Genomic DNA, 20,941 nt, shown 5'->3' with positions numbered 1-20,941 from the left:
TAATCCGTCACCTACCAAATTATGTAAATTTTTGAGAATCGAGAGTGAAAAGTTAAGAGTTAGGAGTTAGGAGTTAGGAGTTAAGTAAGTCGGCGAGAAAAAACCTAACTAGGTTACGAAATGTAAATATACCTAAAACCCTTACAAATGAATAAGGACAAATACTTCGACTACGCTCAGTACAAGTGACAAATGACAACCCTCTCCTGAAGGAGACGCTGCGCGAACACTGGTTATCTTTATTTGCACCTATCTACTTAGAAGTTAGGGACAAAAGGACAAGGGGATAAACAAAACTCCTAACCTAGCCCTATAACTCTTAACTCTTGTACAGACGCGATTAATCGCGTCTCTACTCTTAACTCAGCACGGGCTAAACGCCCCGCTGACGCTAACAGCACTCCTAATGCCCTATTGCTTCTGTAATCCAACCTTTGAGTGTTGTTGTCACTTCATCAATGGCAATTTCTTGAGATTTACGGGTGGCTCTTTCTACAACTTCAACTTTGCCATTAGCGATCGCTCGTCCGGTTACAATTCTATAAGGTATGCCTATCAAGTCAGCATCTTTAAATTTAACTCCCGCCCGTTCGTCGCGGTCATCTAGTAGGGTTTCAATTCCGGCTTGATTGAGTTCTGTGTAAAGTTTTTGGGCGATTTCGATTTGTTGAGCATCTTTAATGTTAGGGATTGTGACGATCGCGTGATAAGGTGCGATCGCAACTGGCCAAATAATCCCATCTTTATCGTAAGATTGCTCAACGGCAGCTTGTGCTAATCGTGACACGCCTACACCAAAACAACCCATAACTAGCGGCTTCTCTTCACCCTGTTCGTTGGTATAAGTTGCACCCATCGCTTGAGAGTATTTCGTACCTAATTGGAAGATATGACCTGCTTCAACTCCACGGGCGCTTTGTAGGATTTGTTCTGGATTGTGGATGGCGCGATCGCCTGGTCTTGACTTACGAATATCTACTACTCGTTCTGGTAACTTAAATTGCTCACCCCAATTAGCACCAACTACGTGATAGCCTGCTTCATTTGCGCCTGTAACAAAGTTTTTTAAATCAACGGCTGTTCGATCTACCAAGCGCAAAAACTTGGGATGGATCTGTTTATTAGCAGTAATATACTCATCTGCGATATCTGGCGCAATGTAACCTAAAGGTAGAGATTTCGCTGTCCATGTTTGCTGGGCTTCTACATTTGGTACATTCAAACTAATAATAGTTTTAGCGCCATACTCAGAAGCTAATTTAGTCAGTTCATTTTGTAATTTGACCTCATTAACTTCCTGATCGCCTCGAATGCTCACTAGAACTAACACTGTTGCGCCATTATCATAAACTGTCTGATAAAGGACATTTTTCACCAATTGAGTCGCAGAACAGTTGAGGAGTTGACACACCTTTTCAATCGTTTCTGTTCCAGGTGTATCGCGTTTCTCATAAGTTGTAAACCGTGAGATTTCGGCGTCAATTGGTAAAGAAACAGCCTTTTCTACGTTAGCGGCGTATTTACCATCCTCAGTGTAGAGAACTTCGTCTTCGCCAGCTTCCGCCAAAATCATAAATTCTGTAGAACCAGAACCACCAATTGCACCAGAATCAGCTTCCACTGCCCGAAAAGCTAAACCAGAACGCCGCAGGATATTGCTGTAGGCTTTATACATATCCTGGTAAGTTTCTTTGAGGCTAGCTTCATCGGTATGAAAGGAATAGGCGTCCTTCATGATAAACTCTCGTCCGCGCATTAAACCAAAGCGGGGACGAATTTCATCGCGGAATTTGGTTTGAATTTGATAGAGATTTAGTGGTAGCTGGCGATAAGAGCGAATCATATCACGAGCGATCGCTGTAATTACTTCCTCATGAGTTGGGCCTAATCCTAATTGTTGCTCGCGGCGGTCAATTAGGGAAAACATAATCCCCTCAGCTTTGGTGTAAGTGTCCCAGCGTTCCGATTCCTTCCATAAATCAGCAGGTTGTAATTGTGGTAGGAGACATTCTTGTGCGCCTGTAGCGTTCATTTCTTCCCGCACAATTTGGGAAACTTTTTGCAGTACCCGCCACATTAGCGGCAAATAAGCATAGATACCACTACCGATGCGACGAATGTAACCTGCACGGAGTAATAATTTATGACTGGGAATCTCAGCATCAGCCGGATCGTCCCGCAGTGTAACAAATAACATTTGTGAAAGTCGCATCGTTTATTCCCTTTCCAGAATCTCTAATTTGTTTATAAACCAACTGGCGATTAGAAATCACGCGTCAGAAAAGCATCTTAGTTTTTGAACTTGCGTGGTGTGCGGTCGGCATCTTACAGCCATTAAGATATCGCATGATATAATCTTTGCAACTATTTAATCTCGGTCTAGGTTATGAGTCCTTTGACATTAAAACTAGACACCGTTCACTTGAGTGACGAACAATTTTATCACTTATGTCAAAATAACCGCGAATTGAAATTTGAACGCACTGCCAAGGGAGAATTAATCATCATGTCCCCCGTTGGCGGTGAAAGCGGCAATCGAGAAGCAGATTTAATTATCGATCTGGGAATCTGGAATCGGCAAACTGGCCTCGGTTACACTTTCAGTTCTTCTACTATATTCAAATTACCCAATGGTGCTGACCGTTCCCCAGATGCCGCTTGGGTTCAACGAGAACGTTGGCAAGCACTTACACCCGAACAAAGACGCAAATTTCCCCCCATTGCACCCGATTTTGTGATTGAATTAAGGTCAGCAACAGATGATTTGGAAATGTTGCGTTCCAAAATGCAAGAATATATAGATGCAGGGGTGCAATTGTCATGGTTAATTAACCCTCAACAACAGCAAGTAGAAATTTATCGCCAAAAACAAGATACGAAAGTGCAAAATTTACCCACACAATTATCGGGTGAAGATGTATTGCCAGGATTTAGTTTGAGTCTTTCTTGTTATTAAGTTTGCAAGTGCTGCTAAATCTCCACATCTGCCAACACTTTCCATTGCAGCAGAAAATACTTTATAAGTCTGCGTAAGTACGCTTCATTAAAATAATCTGCGTAGACTAAGAAGGTGTCCTATTTTTCTAACCTGAGTAACGTGCCAAGTACAGCACAATAGGCCAGTTCTACTTTGACTTCATTACTCAGGGCATATTACAGCCGTTAGGATATCTTAAAAGAAATAACCAGCAGGCGATTAGAATCAGGGAATCTTTAGGAGAAACTACTTTGGCAGATGTAATTTATCAAGCACAGGCACCCTTAGAATTTATTCCTCCCGCGTTTAACCCTTTATTGCTACGAGTTGTCCATCTATTACTACCCAGTTGGCTAAACTGGCAAACACCTATTAGCCAAATTGAAGCAGATAACGTAGAAGTTCTGGTGGATCTTTATCGCCAGTTTCAGGAGGGTAAAATCCGTTTTATGCTGGCATTTCGCCATCCCAAAACAGACGATCCGTTTTGTTTAGGTTACTTGCTATCTCAAATCGTACCAAAGACAGCGCGATCGCAAGGTACAAAACTACAATATCCCATTCACGCTCATTTTATCTACGATCGCGGTATTCCTCTCTGGGCAGGTTCCTACGTTGGCTGGATTGCTTCTCGTTTAGGTGGGACTCCGATTCAGCGAGGTAAGGCTGACTGGACGGGGTTACGTTCGGCGCGTGACTTGTTCGCCAATGGCAAATTCCCAATGGCGGCTGCGCCAGAGGGTGCAACCAATGGTTTATCGGAGAATATTAGCCCCCTAGAACCTGGTATCGCCCAATTAGGCTTTTGGTGTGCTGAAGATTTGCAAAAAGCTGGAAGCGACCAACAGGTTCTAATTGTACCAGTTGGGATTAAATATAGTTACGTTGATGCTCCTTGGGATGCGATCGCTGATCTTTTAAGTGAATTGGAAGCGGCTAGTGGTTTACCTGTGAATCCAGCAGAAAATGCTTCTATAGAGTCGCTTTATCCCCGGTTGTTGACTTTGGCAGAACATTTACTTTTACTCATGGAGGAATTTTACACCCGGTTTTATCATCAAAAACTGCCAGATCCCAAAATTGTCAACGGGCAAATTCCTGATAGAAATGAAGCATTAGCAGTTCGTTTACAAGCTTTATTGAATGCAGCGTTGCTCATCTCAGAACAGTATTTTAATTTGCAGTCAAAAGGTAGTTTGAGTGACCGTTGCCGACGAGTCGAGCAAGCAGGTTGGAATTATATATTTAGAGAAGAATTTAAAGATGTCAAAGGAGTATCTGCGGTTGAAAGAGCTTTAGGCGATCGCATTGCAGAAGAAGCGAATGCGCGGATGTGGCATATGCGTTTAGTAGAAAGTTTTGTGGCTGTTTCTGGTAATTATATTCGTGAAAATCCAACAGCAGAAAGATTTGCTGAAACGACTTTAATTTTATGGCAAATGATTGCTAAAATCAAAGGCAATAAAACTGTACAGCGTCCGCAATTAGGTAAGCAAAAAGTAAAAATAACTGTGGGTGAACCCATATCTATTTCTGAGCGTTACCCGGTATATAAGGAAAATCGGTTGGGTGCTAGACAAGCTGTTGCTGATATAACGAACGATTTGCAACACGCGTTGGAAGGTTTGATTTGATTAGAAAGGTTGCATTTTTTGCTAGAACCAGAATAAAGGTGTCAGTCGTCAGGAGGCTTATTCATTTCGACCCCTGTCTCCTGACTTCCTTAAATAGCAAGTTGCAATGTAAATGCCCAAGTGTTCATCCAAATCGGATATTACTTTCTAAAGTAGATCGCGCGTTTAGATGCTTTGTACGGAGATGCTGGCGGGATATGGTTTATTAAGCTTACACAAACCCAAAAGTTTTTTAAAACTATCTAATTCAATGGGTGCAGATAATCGTAGGCTACTAGACCTACTTGGCTTTGCTGCTATTTCACTTTAATACAATTGGGTTAGATAAAGGCAATTGTAACTAAATATGTCATTCTTTATTTGAGTTTTATAAAATTAACGTTAAGTTATCCAAATTATATTTTCCGAAAAATCACGCTTTTATATTTTTGTAATTCCAATTACAAATAGAGGAGTCCAAAAAATTGTGATTCTCTAAATCAATCAATTTATAAATAATGAAAACTCAAAACTTATTCAATTTACTGAAGGTTGGTATTGCTACTTTTGGAATCTTCTTTGTGGCTGGTCAAGGAGCCTATGCCTCAGACTTAAAGGGAACAGCATTTAGCATCTCTTTGGAGTGTCTGAACGACACTACCGGTCTTTTGATGGGTAAAAACTCCACTGATGCTAACGGGTGGCAGTATGCATTTGATTCAAACAAAGATGGGATGAACGGGAATTACTGGGTTGGTGCCGCGCCAGGGAAAGTAAATCCCTACGATATCTCTGGTATGGCTATCAAAGAAACTGCTACCAGCGTCATTGTGGCAATCAATGGCAATATGAAGTTAACAGGAGAGGCTGAACAGGGTGCTGCTGGTGGTCAGATTGGATATGGTGATTTGTTCTTCAATATGGCCGGTAAGACCTTTGGCAATGCTATGAGCAGCGGAGATTTGTTTGGTATTCATTTCGCTTCAGCGAATGCTTCAGGGGTACAACAACTAGGTGTTTATAGTAATGTTCAGGCAAAGACAGTTACTAATATCAAAGAAGGCTACACCATTGCTACATATGGTGGTTTAGCAGGAGGAGGGAATTCTTACGAAAGTCAGGTAAAACAAGGTGGTGGTATTGTCGGTTATGGTGATTTGACCAATAGTTACTTTACCAATAACGGCAAGGACAATACATTTAATCTCAATGTCATCAACTCTGGAAATTATCTGAGTGGAATCTCGTTTTTAGCGCAGGGTAATATAACCCAGCAGTTGCTAACCACTGGCTATGATGCCAGCAAATTTAATGGCACACAAACCATTGCATTTGAATTCAAGAAATCTTCTATTGTCCAATCGACTCCTGAGCCTGCTAGTCTCGCTGGTTTAGGAATCGTCGGTCTGGCTTTGGCTGGTACCAAGCTACGCAAGAAATTAGCGTAGCAATTGGGTAGGGACTATTCGCAATAGGGCTTGATTTCTCTTCAGTGATTATGGACAAGATAAAAGACTACTTTATCTCGTAATAAATGATAGCTGGAGTCATGAAATTTTGGATACAGCTTAAGCGAAAAGTATCCCAAGCTGTATAGATTTCCTCACTAAAGATTAAATAGGTAAACTTCAATGTCCTTACTTTTTAGCAAGGACATTTTTTTTATAAGATAATTATCAAATACAAAACTACTCAGGCAATTCTTTAAAGAATCTCGGTAACGCTTATGACATTTTTCAAACACAAGCAGACAAGCTGCTAGTTCTTCTGCAAGCTCTCGCTGATTAAACTTCACCGATAGAAGATGATAAAATATATGGGTCTTCTTTATCAGTTTCTGTAGTTGCTTCTATACTTACACCCTTCCAAGGAAAATCAAAATATTGTTCCTGAACCGTTTTTAATTCCTTTATTGACTCTTGGAAAAATGATTTAATAGCAGATACGTGGTTTTCTTCAGATAAAAAATCTTGTAAGCTTTTTCGATAATAAATACCTGACCATGCTGGCAAAACTTTTAAATTGCTAGGAGTCCATAAATTGGGTTTATCGTTAATTATTTTTTGCATAGATTCAATAATTTTTGGGCGTTGTCCAAATCTATGAGAAACCTGCAAAAATATACCTAAATATGGATAATCAGTTAAATTATTTGGATTTAAATTGAAGTATCCAAGACCACACCATAAGTCCCATGTTGAGGGAGAAAAGTGGGTGTAGATAATATATCTCTCGTCCCATTTCCATTGAGTCCTACTTGCTGCGCCTTTGATAACACCTCCAAAAGCTAGCTTGAATTCCTGCTGTACTTCTTCACTGAGAGTTGATTCCATAAGAAGGAGAGTTTTGTTGTAATTCACCATTGTCAATAAGTCAACTGATGAAAATTGATTAGTGTGAGACATTCTGTTATTCCTCATAAAAATTAGTATTTCTTGAGCTAAGATATCAGACGCGCGGTCTTTCAAGAAGCTATAAAACTGATACCACCTCAGTTGGAAGAAATTTATCTTGGGTGATAACTCAAGGCAATACTCTTTGATTGCTGGTTTTGGAGCATAATCATATTCCTTGATTTCTTCTTTTGGATCATAATCACGGGTGATGTAAATTAAAATTCGATGTCTGACATTTGGTAAATTACTCAAAATATCAGCATATTTTTTTAATGCATTGTTGCTATCACGAGAACCAATTTTTGATTCAATAAATATTACATCTGTATTTAAACCAGTTGATAGTTCAACTACAATGTCCAATCTACTATCTTCAGTATGGGTTTCAAGTCCTTGGTGTTCTTGTTGGGTTGAAATCTTGATGCTGGAATAATTATCATCACTAATGATTGAGTGATGCTTTAGCCAATCAATTAAAATATCCTTATTCAAGGATAAAAAATAAGCAACAATCTCAGTAAAAAAATCTTCACGCGGTTTGTTTCCTGAATGCAGATTGAGTAAATTTGTGAACAAAGACATTTATTTCTAAGTACTTAAGGTAATTGCAGAAAATTTATACAAAATAATCTAAGGTTGTAGTCCTGCTAGAACAAGTTGAACAAGACTACTGGAAAGTTTTATAAGTTATGTTTATATTCGGTGTTACTAACGTTGCAGCAGTTATAACTTAGCCGATCGCAGTTTGACAAGGGTGCTATACTATACCAACAAAAATAGGGGTAAAAATTTTACCCCTACAAATTTATGTATTATCTTAAGAATAACTAGAGAAGATTATTACTCTGTTAAGTGACTTTCTAGCAAAGTTGCGATCGCTTCTGGATGAATATTCTTGTATTTCTTTTTACCAAGCTGTAAAACACAGTTGGGAGCGCTACCACAGCATTTTTGGCAACTTGTGTGTTCAATGGTAACTTTGTCTAACAAACCGCGATCGCACAAAGTTTTTTCTAAATCTGATAATAAACCTTTACCACCACGTTTCAAGCAACCGCCCTTTTGACATACCATAATCCTCGCTTTGGTTTGAGGTGGTAAATCTTGCTTTGGACACACATCAATTGGTGTCACCTTATAGGCTTTAATTTTAATTTTACTTGTGCGCGAGTCTATCTTACTATGACCACAAACGCGAATTTTCTGACCAGGAACTAAGGATGAACTTAGTAACCGACGCAACTCTTTAGGCAGTTTAATTTCCACATCTCCAGATGGAACTGCCAATTGCAAGTATTTATATTTTCCTGGTTCACCACCAACAAAACCTAGTAACTGTCCCTCAAGGTTCAATTCTGATAACGTCAAATATTTGTTACCCATGATTGATAAAAAGTTATTGGGAATTGGGCATGGGGCATTGGGCATGGGTCAATTCAATTTTAGATTTTAGATTGAAATTTAATCCAAAATCCAAAATCTAAAATCTAAAATTCCCACTCCCTACTCCCTATTCTGGTTAAGCTAGGCGTTTAGCTTCTACTGTTTGAGGTAAGTTTGCTGTGTCTGGCAATTCACGAAATTCTAATTCCCAACCATTTGCTAGGGTGAGAATCTTGCCATCATTTCCATCGGTTTGTTTGACGACTTCTTCTTCCAGGTCTTTTTTAGCAACGTAAACTACTAAAGTGCCGGCATCATTCATCCGTAGCATTACTTTCATGAGACTCCTCAACCGATTCTAGTTCTTTTTTCTTGCAGCCGACGACAAACCCTGTTTCTAAGAAATGCACAGCATATATATAGGAAGTCTGCAAATATGTGCCTATACTCGCTATGTAACCGATATCTCCTTTGTTGACTAAAACTTGGCCGACTTCCTTACCAGGAAAGGTACCATCGTTTTTTAGCAGTTTACGAACTCTGACTTTTTCACCGATTTCAAAAGCGGGTGGCAAGTTTAGTTCTAATTCATCGCGTTGCATGAGAGTACCTCTGTTCTCTGACCAAATTCAATAGTTCTTCTGTCGTCAAACTACGTTTTTTCTGTACCGATTGATGGCGTACTGCATCTAAAACAGATTGGGTTTCTTGAGAGTTCAAGAAAATTCCATGCTGTTCTAGCAAGTTAGCAACTAAATGCCGTCCAGAATGTTTACCTACTACTAAACGCCGTTCCCAACCCACTTCTTCAGGAGCAAATGGTTCGTAGGTGATGGGGTTTTGCAATACCCCGTGAGCATGGATGCCAGATTCGTGAGCAAAGGTGTTTTCGCCAACGATCGCTTTCCAAGGTGGTACGCTAGCTCCTGATGCGGCTGCAACTAGTTGAGACAGTTCCAGCAAGCTGGGTGTGTCAATGCCTAAATTAACGCCATAGATGCGTTTAATCGCCATGACAACTTCTTCTAATGCTGCATTTCCTGCCCTTTCACCCAATCCGTTGACTGTGGTATTCACTGATGAGGCTCCGGCTTTGATACCCGCAAGAGCGTTGGCAGTTGCCAGACCAAAATCATTATGCGTGTGGATTTCTAGGGGAATCGTCAACGCTGAAACCAGCCTTTGGACTTTAGTGTAGGTGGTAAAGGGGTCGAGAACTCCGACGGTATCGCAGAAACGGAAGCGGGATGCACCCCACTCTTGAGCATAAAGTGCTACATCTAACAGGAAGTTTTCATCAGCCCTGGAAGAATCTTCTCCGCCGACTGCTACCCAAAGACCTCGATCGAGGGCGAAGTGGATTGAGTCTTTGAGTTTTTGTAAACTTACTCGCCACTGACCATGAAATTTAGTGGCAATTTGGATACCAGAGACGGGAATGGCAATATGCACCCGATTCAAACCACAGGCGATGGAAGCCTTAATATCTGAGATGACAGCGCGGTTCCAGCCCAAGAGTTTTGCTTGTAAACCCAAGTTAGAGATTGCGGCGATCGCACGCGTTTCTTCGTCACCCATTGCCGGTATACCCACTTCTAATTCCGGTATACCAATGGCATCGAGAAACTTCGCGATCGCTACTTTTTCTTGTAGAGTAAAGGCAACACCTGCTGCTTGTTCGCCATCACGTAATGTAGTGTCATTAATTATGATTTGATTCATTGCAAATATCCCTCTCTTGGAAGTATTCTTAATATCCTTTCCCTCTACAATCCCTCGTGATGGTAAATGCTAAAAATATCACAATTCATAATGTAGGATACATGATCCTTAATTATTGCCTTATTATTAGCATCACATCTGTATGACAGGGAACTAAAACAATGTATAAATTACTAATCGTTTTTACCGATGTCACTTGAAATGTCTTCGAGTAGCAATGAACTAATATAACTATTAGCAAATCCCGAACAAAGTAATACACAAAATCCAGCAATTAAGGATGTAATCATCTTCGTAACCTCATCTTTTCTAGTGCATTTTGGTGTAATTTAGGCAGGTAATGGTACTCAACACTAAGAGGTGCAAATTCGCTAACTTTGGTCTGCTAGCCAATCAAAAATTTTTCCTAGCTGCTCCAAGTCAACGAAACCATACTGCCAGAGAAGCATCGGTAGCGGGCCATTTTCTAATTCACGGTGTCGCAGAGCTACAGCAATATCGGCATTTGAAAGTTCAAGTTCATTGTGCAAAAAATTGAGGAGTTTTATATCTCTGTTCCGAGTCGCCATAATTGAACTTTCAATTTCTTAATTTGGGAAAAGGTTAAAAATTAGAAACTCCAATTTATATTTGGGAATTTCGCCTTTTTAATTGTTGCTATATGTCAGGGAAGTTTCAGATTTAGTAGACCCAACAAAATCTCAACCCCATCTAATCCATCTCAGTCTGCAATAAATTCTGCTAGCGGACAGTAGCTTCAAACTCTAAACATATTTGAGCTTTGTGCATCTATGAACAAAAAGAATGAAGTTCAGTAGTTGCGTCATGAATTCAAGATTAATCGTGCCTAAATTAGGTCTTTTTGAAATAATCATGACTCATCACTGTAATACCAGCAACGCTCTAGCCATTCTATTAATTCGTGACGAGAAGCAAGAAGTTGCATAACTGTACTACGAATTAGAATTACTTCGAGCAAATTGTTCACTTGCACTCGCAAAGAACCATCGGGGGGACAAGAGCAATTAATTTTTAACTCTTGCAAACGGTGATAGATTCGCCAGCGATCGCTCAAAGGAATCTGCAAAACTTGATCGCCTAAAGTGTCATTTGTCATTTGTCAGTTGTCCTTTGTCATTTGTAAGTCGTCCTTTCTCATTTGTCTGTTGTCATTTGCAAATGACCAATACTTCTCTGCGAGACGCTACGCGAACGACTACGCTCAGTACAAGTGACCAATGGCTAATGACTCTTAACGCCTAAAGTTTGCAGTTGTTTTTCGAGTTGTTCGATGCGCGAGAGCAAAGAACGAATCACGGTTGCTTCCACATCGGGTAGCTTTCCATGTTCTAAAGGAGAAAGGCTAGCGCTTTCGTTGCGAGAAATAATTCGACCGGGAACGCCTACAACAGTGCGATCGCTGGGGACATTCTGCAAGACAACGGAACCTGCGCCAATACGGACGCGATCGCCAATTTGCAGATTACCTAAAACTTTCGCACCCGCCCCAATCACCGCATTTTTGCCGACTGTGGGATGACGCTTACCAGTTTCTTTGCCAGTTCCGCCAAGGGTGACGCCCTGATAAATCAGTGTATAGTCACCCACGATCGCAGTTTCACCAATGACTACACCCATTCCGTGGTCGATAAACACGCCCTCACCAATCTCTGCACCTGGGTGAATTTCAATTCCTGTCAAAAATCGCCCCAAATGAGAAATTAAACGGGGGATAAAACCGACTCCTCGACAATGTAACCAGTGAGCAAGACGATGCAAACATAGCGCGTGCAATCCAGGGTAGCAAAACACCACTTCTAGCCAGTTCCGTGCTGCTGGGTCGCGCTCAAAAATAATGCGAAAATCACTCAATAATGGCTCAAAAAAAACGCCAGAGAGTAAATTTTTCAGCATGGATGTACGGGCAGAATCCTGCATTTTGGTACTTGGGGGATCGCTAATACTGTCTAAAGACTGTTGCATCGGTAATGTCTATCTGGTAAAAGAGTCATCTGCTATTTTTATGCTTATATCAGGTGACATCCAACTCGATAGAAAACCCAATGCTGATTGGATTTATTGGATTGATTGAGGTTGTACTCAAACGCCAAAACCCCGACTCTAGATAAACTTAAAATTTATCTTGGGGTAGGGGCGCTAGTATTTAATGATGGGGGTACTAGTATTTTTGGGGCAGGGGTTAAGAATTTCTGTTCATGCTACAAGAAACTTTACCCGTAAGCATTTGATAAGATTTTATCAAGATATTTTGCAATATATTAAGCTGTACTCAGATGCACTCAAATATGAATTTGGTAAGGCTATAAATCTATTTTTTGTATATCCTATTACTATTAGTATCTTATTATTGGGTAAGGCAAAAGACAGGTTTCTTTATTTTCTTTTAGGATTTGCTGTCTGTATGTATGTATACGTTTCAAAATATAGTTATCGCTCATTGTAACTGTTTTCTTATTATATAGATGTGTGAGAATAGCGATCGCCAAAATTTTTATAAATCTCGTTTCCAGATTTAAATCTCGTTCCAGGTAGAACCTAGAAATGTACTTCATTGCGACTCTGCCGCGAATTCGGGAGGTAGAGGCTGCAAATAGGCATTCCCAGCCACAGACTGGGAACGAGGTATCTGAAGATTTGTTAATGGAGTTCAAAGGCTCATTAATGGAGTTCAGAGGCTCATTAATGGAGTTCAGAGGCTCATTAATGGAGTTCAGAGGTGCATTAATGGAGTTCAGAGGCTCATTAATGGAGTTCAGAGGCTCATTAATGGAGTTCAGAGGTGCATTAATGGAGTTCAGAGGTGCATTAATGGAGTTCAGAGGTGCATTAATGGAGTTCAGAGGTGCATTAATGGAGTTCAGAGGCTCATTAATGGAGTTCAGAGGCTTAAGAACCAGACGCAGCTTTAGTAGGTCTACCTTTGATAGCTTTAAAGCGTTCGCCCAACTGTTCAGCGACAATCTTTAAGCCTGGAGTCTTTTTTGATGCAGTCTTGACATAATCATAAACAGTCAAACTGCTAGTCATAGCTTCACTACCGACAGCCATTAGGGTATCATCTACCTGTTCGCTGAGTTGCTGGATTGAGATTAAAAGTTCAGTCAGCGCTGCGGCTAATTGATAATCCCGAACAAGTTCTTCGACATCAAAAGTGGCTGGAAGGATTTCGCGGTTCGACTGAGCAGCAGTGATGCTATTGTTTACAAAGGCTAGGCTTTTGTCGCCCATTTTTACTACCTTACGGCGTTCTTCAGGGCTGAGAGTAACTAAAAAGGGTAGTTTTTGTTGGACTTTCTGTAGCGCGGCTTTAATTTCTTGGATATCTTGTGCAGAAAGGGATGCTGTAATATTTTGATAGGCCATCGTATATTTACCTTGGAAGTTCTAGGAGTTAAGTAGCAAGTGTAGCTAAGTATAGAATTCCCAATGGTGGATGCGATCGCACATCATAACCTATTTATTTATCTGTTTTAAGGCTGATGCTGAACGATACTGACCAGATGCAATCAAAGCTTGTCGCTCTACAAGCCTTTCATCACCGTTAAAATCTAAAATACGTGCGGTGACTTCTCCAATCTCTGTTTGATGTTGAATTACAGCGTCATCTAGTCGAAAATGCTCACCCCAAAAGTCTCTGCGTGGGTTAAAAAATCCTACAAGTTCGCCAGTTTGCCAATTAATTGACCCTAAATCCGTCCCTTTTTGTAGGTTACAGAAAATACAGGCATAAGAGAGATTATCTGCTGTTGTAGCGCCGCCGTGTTTGATGTCGATTATATGGTTAACTTGAAAGCTTAAGCCGTCTCTTTCTGGATATAAACAATACTCGCATAGATGGGCGGCGCGATCGCAAACTAAACGCCACTGTTCTGCATTAATATATGGACAAGGCATTTTGAATACTTACTTAGGGTTAATGTACTGATTAGCTCTTGCTTTTGCTAAAGTCATAATATGCTCTAGGGTGAGGAAATGCTGTAACTCTCGCTGGTCACTTCCAGTAAGACCTTCAGTTTTTGCGCAATAAACTAAATCCTCTAAACGGTCTTTGGCTGCATCCGAGAGTTTGAAATCGATAACACTTTGGGGAGTGGTTCCAGCAGCAATAAACTCTATAATTTCATCGTAGACTTTGGCTGTATTTATAGATGTGTTCATAAGCTACCTTTTTTCTTCCTAAATTTTATGCAACTTCCAAAGACTGTCCTAGCGTTTGAGGCTCTGGTAAAGTTTCACCGTCAGCTAAAGATGACTCAATCAGCATTTCTAAAACTTCTTGAGCATTTTTAAGAGCTTCTTCGTAAGTCTCTCCGTGAGTGCAAGGCTGCATTATGTCCGTAAACTCAGGTAGCGAAACCACATAACATTGATCTGCCTCTGACCATTGAATCACAATTGTATATTTCATATTTATTCATAAACTTCTTGCCGATGAGCAATAGTAGTTACCATAACTTTATTTGTTGCATCATCAACTTGATAAATTACTCGATAGTTACCAATGCGATAGCGATAATAAGCTGCAAAGTCACTTTTGAGAGGTTTAACATTAGGATGAAACCGAGGATTTTGTTCTAGTTGCTCAAAGCATCTAGCAACCTTTTTGGCTAAAGCTTGGTCTGCTGTAGCATAAAGATCCTCGGCTTTAGCGGATAACACAACGTTATACATCAGACCGAATTGTTCTCCAGCTTTTTACCCGACCTTCAGCAATATCTTTTTTACCTTCTTCAAATGATTCAATAAATCCAGGGATATCAAGTAACTCTTGGGTAGCATCTTCACTCTCCTTATCTGCTAGATATGCTAAAAAATCAGCAACCAGTTGTAAGCGTTCTGAAGATAATCCATCTAGATATTGGTTAATTTGCTGACGAACTTCTGTGTTGTTCATATTTTCACTGCTCTTTTACTTCTCTAATTGTGCCAACTTTTTCTGAGCATACTCCCGCACTTTCTTATCTGGGTCATTCTCTGCTCGGTCACGCAATAGTGGCAAAGTCTGGGGATGTTGAGAATATTGCTTGATAATTATCTCTAGTGCAATCCGCCGAGGGTTAGTGTCGCTGCTTTGCTTACGCTCAAAAGGGTCACAGAAAGCGCAGTTATAATAAGTGTCAAATAACTCAGGTTGATACCTGAAGTGCTTGGCTAATATTTGGATGGCTGTACATCGCACATCCGAATCATCATGTGTGGTTTGTTTTTGAAGGATTGTGTAGGTATTGGGGTCATCTGGACAATTGATAGCTAATGTTTCAATGGCTGCAAGTCGTACATTCCCAGATTTATCACTAGTGGCGTAGTCTTGCAGGGTTGTATCAGTATTGGTATCATCTGAAAAATTGCTCGCTAATGCTTGAATGGCTGCAAGTCTAACATCCTCATTTTTATCATCAGTGGCGCAGTGTTGAAGAATTGTACAAGTATTAGGATCATATTTGAAACTTCTAGCTAATGTTTGGATGGCTGCAATTCGTATATTCTTAGATTTATCAGCAGTGGTGCGGTCTTGGAGGATTGTGCAAGTATTGGGATTATATTTGAAATTCCTAGCTAATGCTTGAATGGCCGCAAGTCGCACATCCTCATTCTTATCAGCAGTAGCGCGGTCTTGGAGGATTGTGCAAATATTGGGGTCATATTTGAAATTCCTAGCTAATGCTTGAATAGCTGCGAGTCGCACATCCTCACTTTTATCATCGGTGGCACAGTCTTGCAGGATTGTGCAGGTATTGGGGTCATCTGGAAAATTGCTAGCTAATGTTTCAATAGCTGTACGTCGTACATCCGAATTATAGTCACCAATGGCACGGTCTTGGAGAATGGTATGGGTGTCCGGGTCATTTGGGAAATTTCTAGTTAATGCTTGGATGGCTGCAAGTCGCACATTTGCAAATTTATCAGCACAAACGTGAGCTTTAAGGATTGTACAGGTATTGGCATCATCTGGAAAATTTCTAGCTAATGCTCGTATGGCTGCACATCGCACATCGGAATTATCAGCAGTGGTGCAATCTAGAAAAAAGGTTTGAGTATCGGGATCATTTGGGAAATTTCTAGCCAATGCCACAATGGCTGCACGTTGTACATTTTCAGATTTATCAGTAGTAGCGCGGTCTTGGAAGATGGGGCGGGTATCTGGGTCATCTTTAAAATTCTTGGCCAATGCTTGGATGGCTGAACGTCGAACATTTCCAGATTTCTCAACAGTAGCAAGGTCTTTAAGCCAGTGTAATGTATCAGGATTATCTTTCCAAATTGAGCCGACTGTTGCAACTGCTTGAGTACGAATTTCCTGAATTAGCTTAGTTTCTTCTTCATCTTGATAGGGCACGTAATAGTACCAGAGGTCATATTTAGTTAAATCTTTTAGCTTGTTAAGTAATTTAGTAGCAGTTGACGCGATTCGCCGAGCGATTTCTCACCTCGACAAGACACTTAGCCGCTAAAAAGAGATTGACAAACTTTTCCTCTTCGCCATCTTGCTCCATTAAATAATCAAGAATCTCCCCAACAAATTTAGGCTCAATCATTCCCGCAATTAGCAGCAAAACTTCATGCCAACTTTCATCTTGCCAGTGTTTGCCAAAAACTTCATTTTTAAGTTGCTCAATAGTCAGTGTTTGCGTTTCTTTAAACTGCCAGACAAACTCCCAAGCACAGAAATATTCTAAAAATGTCCGATGCACAAAGGCATAGTAATCTGCACCCAGGAAACATAACATAAAGTTGCGAGTCCGCAGTTGATTAATCATTACCCGTGCAGCTTCTCTGGGTTTATCAAATTCTATAGTTTTGAGATAATCAGTCAAAACTTTGACTAAATCATTTTCATGAATCAAATTACCTGCCAAACCTTTATCACCAGTTTGCATAAGATAAGCAACCTGACGCAGCATCGCTTGCTTATCTTTATAATCAATCGTCTTCGGGTTTAACCTCTTATCTTCTGTCAAAGCGCGTTCCACATCCCATTGATGCAGCAGTACCCGCGATGCTTGATCGTAAAGTGTAGCTCTATCTCTTGGTAGCTCTTGATTACGATTAAGAATTGCCATCATCGTCAACAGCAGAGGATTTCCCGCCAATTCTGCAATAGATTTGGAAGCTGCAATTCCTCTTTGTAGCCGTTCCCGTTTTCTCACTTTATCTACAGCATCGGTAAAAGTTAACTCATGCCAACGGTAGATAAAATCCTGAATTTGTTCTGAGTCTAAATCTTGTAAAATAAAGTGGCGAAACTCAGCATTAAGCAATCGTTGCGGTTTATAACCAATAATCCGAGAAGTAACAATTACCTGCACATCAGGATAGTCATTAGTAAAGCGATGAATATCAGTGATTACATCCTCTCGCTTACCAGGGTCAAATACCTCATCCAAACCATCAAACATTACCAAAGCATTACCAGCTTTTAATTGTTTATCTAGTTCAAGCTGATTGAGATGATGAATTGCACCACTACCTTGATGAAAGAATTCGAGAAAATTATTGCACTCTTTATCTTCCCGTCGCCGCATATAAGTGCGTAATTCAATTAGCAACGGAATTGGTAATGAGATAACATTATCCAGTGGTGACTCTGCCCAATTCCAAGCCAGAAATTGCAACAATGTAGACTTACCTGAACCAGGATCGCCCAAAATCACAAGATATTTATAATCTTGCTTTTTATTGACAACATCTAAAACTGAACGGATCGGTTGTTCAAAATAAACTCTTTTGTGGCGTTCTAATTCTTCTAATTCAACAGCTTCTACTTGGTCACTTTCTCGCAGCCGTCTAAGATGTTCTTTAGGCAGTTCGTGAACTTGTGCTAAAACTTGATGAGTTTCCCGGACATTTTGAGCAGTAAAAATCCGCCATAATTTCAGTTCGTTATAAGCATAGCCGCTAGTATCTAAGCTATCTAATTTTAGATTGCCATAGCGTTCGCGGATTCCTTCTTGATATTTAACTAAATTAAAATCTACAATAACACCAGCAATTTCTTTTGTATTTATTTCAATATCAGATAACTTTTGTAATTCTAGGATATGGTGTAAATCTTTTGAATCTAAAAGAATTTCTTGGACTTGTGTTAGATACTGTTCTGTAATTGATTCCCAATTAAACTTAGATGGCAGAGGTTTTAATTGCAGCCTGTTCCAACTATCTTCTAGAGTTTTAGCGTCTAGAGATTCACAATTAATATCAAAAGCCTTACCAAGAGTTTCTGCAACCGACTTATCGCTGATAAACTTCTTGATGTCTTTGGTGTACTCTTTAATCTCAGTTTCAGCAAGTTTGCAACGAACCTTTAGCTGCTGCTGCGTGAGTTGCAAAAATTCCTTTAAGGCTTTACCAGCAGCAATTGCTATGTCTTCCTTCTTAAGCTTCTGGACAATCTTACCAGGAATGCCTTTTAATAAATCTTTAGCCCAATCTTTAGCAGCATCTTTGGCTAAGTCTTCCAGAATGGGTTTAAAAATCAACCCGGCGGCCTGAGTTACACCCCACATAACTAACCAGTCCAGCATAATCCTCGCTTCTGTTGAGATTTTGATTACGAGTATATCCACTAGCTGGAGTCATGTTTCCAGATTTCAGGGTTATTGCAGAAACATCACAGGTATTTGAAGAACCTCTCTCTAAATCTCTCACCTTTTAGGAGAGAGACTTTGAATTTTTCTTCTTCCTGCGTCGGAAAGGGCTTAGGGGGTAGGTTTCGCGTTAGTTTTTCGCAGATTAATCAAGATTATCTAGATTTATGCCGAGCGATCGCAATTTCCCCCATAGCAGGCTCACGTCACTCTCGCTACAATCATAAGCCGCCGCTAGTTATACCAAGGGATACGTGCAATCAATTACCACTATTTGAGAAAAACCAAGTCCTCAGCGTTGGGTTTGTCAAACACAAACTTGGCTTTTTGACCGAGAAGGAAGGCTGTTAAGACGCTCTGCATAATGGTTTCGAGGCTAAGTAGCTTGAGAAATATTTTAGTTGACAAGAGCGATCGCTCTACCTTTTTTATCGGTTCACCCATTTTTTGATGAGTTAGAAAAAATAGCAGTAGATAAAGATATTTTAAGTATTTAAAAAAAATAATAGTCCTGAGTTAACTTTGTTCAAATTCTTGGTTAAATCGGCTAGCCGAGAATTATGTGTAATATATCGCTACCAAGCTAGAGGGAAGTTCAAAATGGTTGCATCTACTCTAAAACCAACACAGATACTTGGACGCATACTATCCGCATCACTAATTAGTTTGATGTCCTTAGAGGTTCTTAGCACCGCAGCGATCGGTCAACCCCCCCCTGCGTCTGTTGAAACCAAGCTGAAAGTGCCTAGTACAATGACCTCTTGGCCCTTTAATATTCCCCGTTACTTGAAAGTGCCGCCCAATTTTTCTATCTCTGTTTATGCTCGCATTAACAAAGCTCGCTTTATGGCAGTTGCTCCCAATGGGGATCTTCTAGTATCACAGCCCAGTTCCGGTAAAGTGTTAATTGTCCGCCCAAATGGCAGCAAAGACCCGATTATTTCTGACTTTGTAACGGGTCTACGCAAACCACACGACATTGTGTTTCATAAGATTGATAACACCACATACGTTTATATCTCTGAGAGTCATCAAATTAACCGCTTCATCTACAACTCTGGAGACTTAATCGCAAAAAATCGTCAAATCGTTGTAGTTGCCTTACCAGACAGCAGCACACGGGAACTCAAAGGCGCTTATGGTCACGAACTGAAAAATATCGCACTTGATGCCAACCATAAACTTTACGTGTCGATCGCCTCTACATGCAATGCCTGTAAGGAAGATACCGTCAGTACTCCAAAGCGTGGTGCAATTTACCAGTACAACGCTAATGGAACCAATCAGCGGCTTTTTGCTCAAGGTTTACGTAATGCCGAAGGGTTAGCATTCTTACCTGGTACAAACGATCTTTGGGTAGTCGTTAATAATCGAGATAACATCGCCTATCCCTTCAACGATAGCAGTGGCAATTACGGTAAGATTATCCCCTCTTATGTAGACAACCACCCACCAGAAGAGTTTACGAAAGTTCGAGATGGCGGTAACTACGGTTGGCCATTCTGCAATCCCAATCCTGACACCTCAAATGGCCTTGACAATATGCCATTTGACCGCGACTATCAGTTCAATGCTAATGGAAGTGTTAATTGCAATGCAATGGACAGGATTAGCAAAGGTATCCAAGCCCATTCAGCTCCCTTGGGACTAACATTCTTACAAAATACCAACTTTCCCAGTCTATACTCAAATGGGGTAGTAACAGGGTTGCATGGTTCATGGAATCGGCAGAAGAAAACGGGCTACAGAATAGCTTACTTTCCCTGGAACAGTACAACAAAAACCCCAGGACAAGAGATAGATTTAGTCACCGGTTGGGTAGTTCCGACAACGCAAGAAACCTGGGGGCGACCCGTGGATATGGTAGTAGACCAGCAAGGTAATTTGTTAATTTCGGATGACTACAGCGGCGCTATCTATAAGCTTTCATACACACCGTCACAACAAGTTAAGGTCTACAGAGACCCTAACTTTGGCGGAATTTCCCAATCTTTTCCTACAACTCCAGGAGTATACCAAGCCAACCAAGGTGACTTAAATATTGTTGGTAATGACACTATTAGTTCATTCAGTATACCACCAGGTACACGGGTACGTGTGTGCCAACATGTAAATGGTAACGGTTTATGCCGTGAATATACTGCTGGTGATTATAAATCCCTTGGAAATGACCTTGATAATATCATCTCGTTTATAGAGGTCAAGTAGCACGACTCACCGAATTGTTGATTTTAAATTTTGGAT

22 protein-coding genes are annotated in these 20,941 nt (G+C 40.4%); 4 read left to right on the top strand and 18 right to left on the bottom strand.

All coding sequences use genetic code 11. The features are described from left to right. Positions 1–403: 403 nt before the first annotated feature. Positions 404–2,212 carry a proline--tRNA ligase gene (locus ACR5KR_RS23430; protein ID WP_448268174.1) on the bottom strand — a complete coding sequence of 603 codons (1,809 nt, stop codon included), beginning with the start codon at positions 2,210–2,212 and terminating at the stop codon, positions 404–406. A 174-nt stretch (positions 2,213–2,386) separates the two neighbouring features. Here ACR5KR_RS23430 and ACR5KR_RS23425 point away from each other — a divergent pair, with 174 nt between their 5' ends. The 3 genes from ACR5KR_RS23425 to ACR5KR_RS23415 all read left to right on the top strand — a co-directional run bounded on the left by ACR5KR_RS23425 (position 2,387) and on the right by ACR5KR_RS23415 (position 6,038). Next, the gene (locus tag ACR5KR_RS23425) at positions 2,387–2,956 is read left to right on the top strand and encodes a Uma2 family endonuclease (protein WP_448268173.1); all 570 of its coding nucleotides are present in this window, start codon (positions 2,387–2,389) and stop codon (positions 2,954–2,956) included. A gap of 272 nt (positions 2,957–3,228) precedes the next feature. Beyond that, complete coding sequence (locus tag ACR5KR_RS23420; protein WP_448268172.1) at positions 3,229–4,611, top strand: 1-acyl-sn-glycerol-3-phosphate acyltransferase; 1,383 nt, start codon at positions 3,229–3,231, stop codon at positions 4,609–4,611. Between the two features lie 497 nt (positions 4,612–5,108). After that, on the top strand, positions 5,109–6,038 hold the full coding sequence (locus ACR5KR_RS23415) for an XDD3 family exosortase-dependent surface protein (protein ID WP_448268171.1): 930 nt from the start codon (positions 5,109–5,111) through the stop codon (positions 6,036–6,038). 336 nt (positions 6,039–6,374) lie between these two features. Here ACR5KR_RS23415 and ACR5KR_RS23410 read toward each other — a convergent pair whose 3' ends face one another. The 17 genes from ACR5KR_RS23410 to ACR5KR_RS23330 all read right to left on the bottom strand — a co-directional run bounded on the left by ACR5KR_RS23410 (position 6,375) and on the right by ACR5KR_RS23330 (position 19,141). Next, entirely contained in the window at positions 6,375–7,568 is a 1,194-nt protein-coding gene (locus ACR5KR_RS23410) for a PD-(D/E)XK nuclease family protein (RefSeq protein WP_448268170.1), read from the bottom strand. Between the two features lie 258 nt (positions 7,569–7,826). Beyond that, positions 7,827–8,369 carry a (2Fe-2S) ferredoxin domain-containing protein gene (locus ACR5KR_RS23405; RefSeq protein ID WP_448270303.1) on the bottom strand — a complete coding sequence of 181 codons (543 nt, stop codon included), beginning with the start codon at positions 8,367–8,369 and terminating at the stop codon, positions 7,827–7,829. A gap of 136 nt (positions 8,370–8,505) precedes the next feature. Further along, on the bottom strand, positions 8,506–8,709 hold the full coding sequence (gene nifT / locus ACR5KR_RS23400; RefSeq protein ID WP_069070440.1) for a putative nitrogen fixation protein NifT: 204 nt from the start codon (positions 8,707–8,709) through the stop codon (positions 8,506–8,508). Then, positions 8,684–8,971 (bottom strand): nitrogen fixation protein NifZ, encoded by a 288-nt coding sequence (locus ACR5KR_RS23395; protein WP_069070441.1) that lies wholly within the window; start codon positions 8,969–8,971, stop codon positions 8,684–8,686. The genes nifT and ACR5KR_RS23395 overlap by 26 nt, the downstream gene beginning before the upstream one ends. Next, positions 8,958–10,091 carry a homocitrate synthase gene (gene nifV, locus ACR5KR_RS23390; RefSeq protein WP_448268169.1) on the bottom strand — a complete coding sequence of 378 codons (1,134 nt, stop codon included), beginning with the start codon at positions 10,089–10,091 and terminating at the stop codon, positions 8,958–8,960. The genes ACR5KR_RS23395 and nifV overlap by 14 nt, the downstream gene beginning before the upstream one ends. A gap of 371 nt (positions 10,092–10,462) precedes the next feature. Then, a complete protein-coding gene (locus ACR5KR_RS23385; protein WP_094349915.1) occupies positions 10,463–10,660 on the bottom strand; it encodes a DUF2949 domain-containing protein in 198 nt (65 codons plus the stop codon). Positions 10,661–10,962: 302 nt separating this feature from the next. Next, positions 10,963–11,208 carry an Asr1405/Asl0597 family protein gene (locus tag ACR5KR_RS23380; protein ID WP_448268168.1) on the bottom strand — a complete coding sequence of 82 codons (246 nt, stop codon included), beginning with the start codon at positions 11,206–11,208 and terminating at the stop codon, positions 10,963–10,965. Between the two features lie 125 nt (positions 11,209–11,333). Further along, positions 11,334–12,074, bottom strand: coding sequence for a serine O-acetyltransferase (gene cysE / locus ACR5KR_RS23375; protein ID WP_448268167.1), 741 nt, complete (start codon positions 12,072–12,074; stop codon positions 11,334–11,336). A 924-nt stretch (positions 12,075–12,998) separates the two neighbouring features. Then, positions 12,999–13,475 (bottom strand): hypothetical protein, encoded by a 477-nt coding sequence (locus ACR5KR_RS23370; RefSeq protein WP_448268166.1) that lies wholly within the window; start codon positions 13,473–13,475, stop codon positions 12,999–13,001. Positions 13,476–13,565: 90 nt separating this feature from the next. Then, positions 13,566–14,006: an HNH endonuclease gene (locus tag ACR5KR_RS23365; RefSeq protein WP_448268165.1), complete on the bottom strand. Its 441-nt coding sequence runs from the start codon at positions 14,004–14,006 to the stop codon at positions 13,566–13,568. A gap of 9 nt (positions 14,007–14,015) precedes the next feature. After that, a complete protein-coding gene (locus ACR5KR_RS23360) occupies positions 14,016–14,270 on the bottom strand; it encodes a hypothetical protein (RefSeq protein WP_445630284.1) in 255 nt (84 codons plus the stop codon). A gap of 25 nt (positions 14,271–14,295) precedes the next feature. Continuing rightward, positions 14,296–14,520 carry a type II toxin-antitoxin system HicB family antitoxin gene (locus ACR5KR_RS23355; protein WP_445630285.1) on the bottom strand — a complete coding sequence of 75 codons (225 nt, stop codon included), beginning with the start codon at positions 14,518–14,520 and terminating at the stop codon, positions 14,296–14,298. Positions 14,521–14,522: 2 nt separating this feature from the next. After that, positions 14,523–14,783, bottom strand: a complete 261-nt coding sequence (locus ACR5KR_RS23350; protein ID WP_445630286.1) for a type II toxin-antitoxin system RelE family toxin — start codon at positions 14,781–14,783, stop codon at positions 14,523–14,525. Continuing rightward, a complete protein-coding gene (locus ACR5KR_RS23345) occupies positions 14,776–15,006 on the bottom strand; it encodes a hypothetical protein (RefSeq protein WP_335215026.1) in 231 nt (76 codons plus the stop codon). The genes ACR5KR_RS23350 and ACR5KR_RS23345 overlap by 8 nt, the downstream gene beginning before the upstream one ends. A 15-nt stretch (positions 15,007–15,021) precedes the next feature. Beyond that, positions 15,022–16,449, bottom strand: coding sequence for a HEAT repeat domain-containing protein (locus ACR5KR_RS23340; protein ID WP_448268164.1), 1,428 nt, complete (start codon positions 16,447–16,449; stop codon positions 15,022–15,024). A gap of 52 nt (positions 16,450–16,501) precedes the next feature. Then, positions 16,502–18,634, bottom strand: coding sequence for an NACHT domain-containing protein (locus ACR5KR_RS23335; protein WP_448268163.1), 2,133 nt, complete (start codon positions 18,632–18,634; stop codon positions 16,502–16,504). Positions 18,635–18,967: 333 nt separating this feature from the next. After that, positions 18,968–19,141: a hypothetical protein gene (locus tag ACR5KR_RS23330; RefSeq protein WP_448268162.1), complete on the bottom strand. Its 174-nt coding sequence runs from the start codon at positions 19,139–19,141 to the stop codon at positions 18,968–18,970. Positions 19,142–19,297: 156 nt separating this feature from the next. Here ACR5KR_RS23330 and ACR5KR_RS23325 point away from each other — a divergent pair, with 156 nt between their 5' ends. After that, a complete protein-coding gene (locus ACR5KR_RS23325; protein WP_448268161.1) occupies positions 19,298–20,905 on the top strand; it encodes a PQQ-dependent sugar dehydrogenase in 1,608 nt (535 codons plus the stop codon). The last annotated feature ends 36 nt before the right edge of the window (positions 20,906–20,941 follow it).

Source organism: Nostoc sp. DSM 114159, from assembly GCF_053470285.1.
The sequence above is the reverse complement of the archived record's forward strand: the minus strand, read 5'-3'. Positions and strand labels throughout refer to the sequence as shown.